We start from the raw sequence: 5,507 nt of genomic DNA on the forward strand, positions 1-5,507 counted from the left end.
CCCGACCAGCCGCAGGCAAACGGCCAGAAAAACCAGTTCAGTATAAAACGGGGTGAACTTCCAAAGCGTCTTGCCGAACCATGAGAGAGGGACTTCCTCTGCGGTCCGTTCTGAGCAGTGCGTCATGGGCAGTTCAAAGCATCCTGCGGTGTGCTGATGATGCAAGCACCGGGTAGGGCATCAGCATCCGGTGATGTTGCTACAATTATAAATTGGTCATGAGATGGAAAATACTCATGAAGCCGGTTGTTGACGGTTTTCTTACTCACCTCGGACAGCATCCCTGAAAGCTTGAGGCTACTTCCGGGAGGGAGATCGTTTAGAGCGAATTGAAGCTCGACCTGGGCCTGATCAACGACAAAACCGCCAAGATCAGAAACGTACTTTTCCAGTGAGTCTTTTTGGATTGAAATACTCTCATTCGCTCCGGCGAGCTTGAAGTCTTTATAAGCCTCAACAATTGAACGCTCTGCCTTCGCAGCCAGTGCTGTTTCAACTTCGCCAGTCATGTAAAGAAACCGCAACTCACGCGAATAATCACTAATACCAGCGTCGAACCCGTAGCTAGCGCGTAATTGGGTTCGGACGGTGTCAAAAAGGATGCTTTGGTCACCTCCTCCGAGCACATCGATTAAGATTAGGTCTTCAAACTCACTACCAAGACGTGAAGGAGGCAGGGGAGCGATGAAAGTCACGCTGGTAGTTTGGGCATCTGGTTTGTGCAAGACAATGCGCCGTGGTGCAAAGTTCGGCTTAACGTCTCGCCCGATTGGGCGCTTGGTTTCGGTCAGGCCTGCCAATAAACTGTCCACTGCTGATCCAGCCTCGGCCGCATTGAGGCTTCCGGCCACAACGATGGCTTCCGGTTGTCTTGTGAATATCTCTTGATGCCATCTGACGACATCTTCACGCTCCAGAGTTTTGAACGTATTGGGGTCATCAAAGGATAAGGCATTCCGTATTGGCTGTGTGCCGAACACCGCCCAGCGGATGGTATCAAAGCCAGCTTCGGTAGGGTGTGTACGAGCTTCGTTAATGTTTTGTTCGAAGCCATCTCGTATACGTTCAAACCAAAGTTTATCCAGTGTTGGATTGCGTAGATGCGCATTTGCTATTTCTATGGTTTTCGAGAGGTGTTCGCGTGGAAATGTTAGTTCCCCAATCACATGGCCTTGTGCTCCATTGTAGATATAGCCTTCGGATTCTAAGTCGGCGAACAACTCTGCCGCTTCTCCTGCCGGAAATCCTTCTGCACCACCAGCCAAAATAAGCTCCATCCCAACTAAGGCTGCCGCCTTTTTGGTCTCTTGACGATACGCCCAGTCTGTTGGCCAGGCGACGTGGATCGTTACGTCTTCGTGTCTAGGCATATGAAGCAACGTGTATTTTATTCCACTTGGGGTGGATTCTTCGCTGGCTGACGGTTTGTCACTCTGACATGCGGCAATTGCCAATATTGATGAGACGACTAATACGGCACGTATCATTAAAACCTCTCCTTTGGCCCGATAAGTGCAACGGACGTACGGCCTTCAGCGCCGAGCGATCGCAAAAGCCCGTTTGTAGAATCCAGAGACAGTTGGGCTTTCAGAGCCCTGACCGCGGAGGTGGGCAAAGGCATGCGCAAGACTGAAGTGCTGCGGAGCACGTAGTCCGCCCTCCAATGCGAGGTTTCGGTATCGTCATTCCAATCTGGCCAATCTGCTTCGAAGCGATTGAATACTTGATTGAAAGTCTGTTCCGGAATGCCGTCGGTTGTGATTTTGGAAAATGTATCCTCGAACGCCCCCTGGAGCTGGGACAGAGAAACACCTTGATCCGGTGATCCAATAAACCGGATTTCGACATTATCTTCGTCAAGAGGCCATATTTCGAAATCAAACGAACGGGCTATTGCCGCATCGTAGTGTAACGGAGCTGCCAATCCCCCAGTTAGACTCGAGCCAAGAATATCCCCGATAAGCAGCGTCTGGGCATCCAACAGGTCATACTGGATGGATTCAGGCAGCGTTACGACGTGTCTCCAGATTAATGTTGGTGCCGTATTTTGGTTGGGGTACTGGAACGCCTTTTCCGCGATACCGGATAGATTGAAGCGCAGAGGTTGCGTTTGCCTGATGTCCTTGGGCTTTATCCAATCTTGTTTTTGAAGCACACGGTGCGTTTGCTTTTCAGATACCCCGCCGATCACGATTATGGTTGCAGTGTCCGGCTTGTGTGTCGCCAGATGGAGTTTGCGTGCCCTGTCGAAATCGAGGTCTGCGATTTGTGCTGAATCTCCAGTAACAGAAGTTGCAATACTGTTGTTCTGGTAAAGAAACGCGTTCATTTCTTCATTAGCTATTTCGCGGATGTCTCCCACCTTCCAGAATTCTCGTTCTCGAAGTATGATGTTTTTTTCCTGTTCCGCAAAATCGCGTTGCAATTCGATGGGGGAGAATACGCCGGATAGCTTGTTCAAGAGATCAAACAGGTCGCCGGAAGGCCCCGATAACCAATAGCCGACACTATGACTATTGGTCCAAGCGTTAGAATGGCTGTCAACATTTCCGGAACTGCTTTTTATGGAATTCAACCAGACCAAATGTTCAACGTAATGCATTTCGTGGGGAGGGGTATTCCCAACCGGAAAGACGACAAAGGCGGATATCTCGTCATCGTCTGTTTCAACGATGTGGATGTTTTTTATGCTGGACGGCTTGGGTTCCAAGACTTCAAAGGTAATCCAATCGCTCGCCCAATAAAGTACGAGAACTGCCAGTCCGGAAAATAAAATGTAGCTTTTCACGTTAGACTGGCCTTCGATGGGCAATTTGTTTTGAATACAATTCTCTTGGGAATGACCAAAAACGCCTCCAAGCTTCAAAGAGGTTGGCAACGGCTGGTCGCCGTGAAGCAAAGCACTCGAACGGTTCTGCGAGAAACTTCGGATAGGTCTTGAGGCCATATGCCAGGTAGCAGGAATGCAGGAATACAGCGTAATGAAACAAGGCACTTTCAGGAAAACCAAAATTCCAGGCCATATGTAGCGAGACACCCATCCAGAAATTCTTGTGGGAAACTGTGTATACCCAAAGGTTCACCATCAAAAGCGTGCCTAAGACGTTGCCTTGGGTTAATTCTAGCGGGTGGAGCAAGACAAAAGCGACAAGAGCAATAAGTGCAGATAGAAATAGGCTACTATTGGACCGACAGATCCATTGTTGCGAAAAAAAGAAAACATGTTCGCGGGTAATAACAACTATGAGAGAGATAAAATATAAAACGCCAAAAACAATTTCATGCTTGTTGGAGCTATTATAATAAAAGTAAAAGAATACCAAAACAAAATACAGGATTGGGATTGGCCTTATAGCGAAGAATGGCTTGATCGTTTTTTTTCCGGTTATCCATAAGGCCGGTAGGATTATTGCGAGAGAACCTGCTATGGTGAGGAATGTCCGCATAATTGCATTAGCGAACATTTTATCGGCAAAAGGTGAACCCTGATCGAAAACTGCGTTGAGCCAGTCAAGGATCACATCCCTTGCCGGAAGGCCATTAACGGAAATAAAAGTGTCAATTGCCAGCGCCAATGCAAGACATCCGGCGTAGATAAGCCATCCAAATTTCATGCGGAGTTTCCTTTGTGCACGAAAGTGGTGTGCCTTTCCGGCACACCACCAGAGCTTATCAGCGCTCACTCTCAAATGTAGCTCTTCCGGCGCACCCAATAAATGAGTCAGTTGCAGGGGTATCAGAGCCGTGCCAGGTATCATCCTCCTTCAAACAACGTTTAAACCTGCCCCCCCAACTGGACCCGTTCGATTCATTCCGACCCGCATTTCTCCTCTGATGAAAGCTATTACGCCGTTCCTGGCGGTCCCGACTTCCACCTTCCCCTTGACCGCCGCCACCGAAGCTGACGGGGCTGTGTAGATCGGTCATTGCTGTTTCCAGATCATAGTTCATTGGAGTATTTCCCCTCTTGAGGCTGGATTGGCTCGAGCCAGGTTTTCGAGATCAGACCGCGGTGCCTGTCTCTTGAGATTTGAAGGAGAAGGAACCCTCCTCCCGCTGTGTACGTCCTCAACCAAATCAGAGGCCGTATTCCTGTGTTGGTGCTGTCGCAGGTTGATCCCGGTCCAGCGGTTGACGCGCCGAACTGAACTGTCGGGATTGCGGCGCAGGCTCGTGGCGACCTCGTTCGGAAAGACATTTTGTGTCATGTCTTTCAGAACATCGCGCGTGTTGCCGTAGGGGGTAATCCAGTCGTTGAAGAACAAGTGGTCGCCGCAATTCCACTCCTCTTCTCTCAATGCGCGGCCGGTCGCATGAATATCGGCCTGAACATCCTCAGACAGCCACGCCCAGGTGATCATCGCGGTCGGTTGGCATTCATCCGTCAGGTAAAAGAGCGCCTGGCTGAGCCGGAGAGGGGGGAAGATTTCAACACACAAATACGCATCCAAGTCGAAGCGATGGTGATATTCAGAACGCGACAGGAGTGCGACGGCAAACCCAACACTGGCATAGAAATCGATCACCATACCACTATGTCCGGCTCATATCGGTCGCCTGGTGTCCGCGAACCGCACCTGCACTCTAGCAGGGCCTGCAGATTGACGTGCCCGCCAAACGGCGCGATCTGATGCGAGACTTCCGCAGTATGTTGATCCGGTGTGTTGTGCCATGTCGCATACCCCATCGGCTTGCGATCTGCAGACAACCAGATGAACGCCGTGCCTTCCTCAAGATGTGCAGAAATGCCGAAGAAATACTCTCCCAGATTTGATCCGGCTCGGGAGGTGTTACCCTCAAGGTCGAGCAGCACCGCTGCGCCAACGCTGCGGTGGACGCGCAGCAGTGGTGTTTCAGGGTTTGGCACCGGAAAACTGGGAAGGTAATTCCGGATCTTTTCGGTCCGCTTTGCCATCTCATCAAAGGGAAGAAAACGCATTGCCCCGGAGCCGCTCTCGAAAAACCCTGGCACCGAAAACTCTTCCCGGCCGAATAAATACACCGCCGCCAACCGGGCAAGAGGGTAGTTATGTCGATAGTGATAAGGTGAGTTTAGATCAGAAAGCGCGTCCCACAGGACATCCAGATCCTCAACAAGGTAAAAGTGGTTTTCTAATGCCCAGATTTGGCGCACAGGGGCGAAGAGTTTGGGGGCATGTTGCTGTACATAGTTTAACAACAGCAGCTCACCCAGGAATGCACAGATCTCACGCGCAACCGGTGGCATCGTGTCGTGTTTGGACAGCTCAAATTGCAATACATGCGCGCATTCATGTGCAAGACAGACCAGATCACCAATCTGCCCCTGCCAATTCAGGCAAACCTTGGGCGGCAACACCGTGCCGTGATCCACAGCATGGGGCCACGCGCTTCGGGTTTGAGAACCAATTTCAATTTGAATGCGGCCCAAGATGTCAGCTACGTCATGTTCTCCGCCAAACCCTGCAGCGAATGCAGGAACGATGATTTGCTGCAGGCAGTCATGTAGCGATCCGATTTCGGTCACA

5 protein-coding genes are annotated in these 5,507 nt (G+C 50.5%); all 5 read right to left on the minus strand.

Annotation, left to right across the window (positions count from 1 at the left end):
- Nucleotides 1–122: 122 nt before the first annotated feature.
- Entirely contained in the window at nucleotides 123–1,487 is a 1,365-nt protein-coding gene (locus tag GOW92_RS24635) for a M16 family metallopeptidase (RefSeq protein ID WP_170566498.1), read from the minus strand.
- Nucleotides 1,487–2,788 (minus strand): insulinase family protein, encoded by a 1,302-nt coding sequence (locus tag GOW92_RS24640; protein WP_170566501.1) that lies wholly within the window; start codon nucleotides 2,786–2,788, stop codon nucleotides 1,487–1,489. The genes GOW92_RS24635 and GOW92_RS24640 overlap by 1 nt, the downstream gene beginning before the upstream one ends.
- Nucleotide 2,789: 1 nt before the next feature.
- Nucleotides 2,790–3,614 carry a hypothetical protein gene (locus tag GOW92_RS24645; RefSeq protein ID WP_170566504.1) on the minus strand — a complete coding sequence of 275 codons (825 nt, stop codon included), beginning with the start codon at nucleotides 3,612–3,614 and terminating at the stop codon, nucleotides 2,790–2,792.
- Nucleotides 3,615–3,947: 333 nt separating this feature from the next.
- Nucleotides 3,948–4,529, minus strand: coding sequence for a toxin-activating lysine-acyltransferase (locus GOW92_RS24650; RefSeq protein ID WP_170566507.1), 582 nt, complete (start codon nucleotides 4,527–4,529; stop codon nucleotides 3,948–3,950).
- Nucleotides 4,523–5,507: hypothetical protein (locus tag GOW92_RS24655; RefSeq protein ID WP_170566511.1), on the minus strand; the 985-nt coding region annotated here is incomplete at its 5' end. The genes GOW92_RS24655 and GOW92_RS24650, both read right to left, overlap by 7 nt.

It is taken from the genome of Ruegeria atlantica (assembly GCF_013032505.1).
GTDB lineage: Bacteria > Pseudomonadota > Alphaproteobacteria > Rhodobacterales > Rhodobacteraceae > Ruegeria > Ruegeria atlantica_F.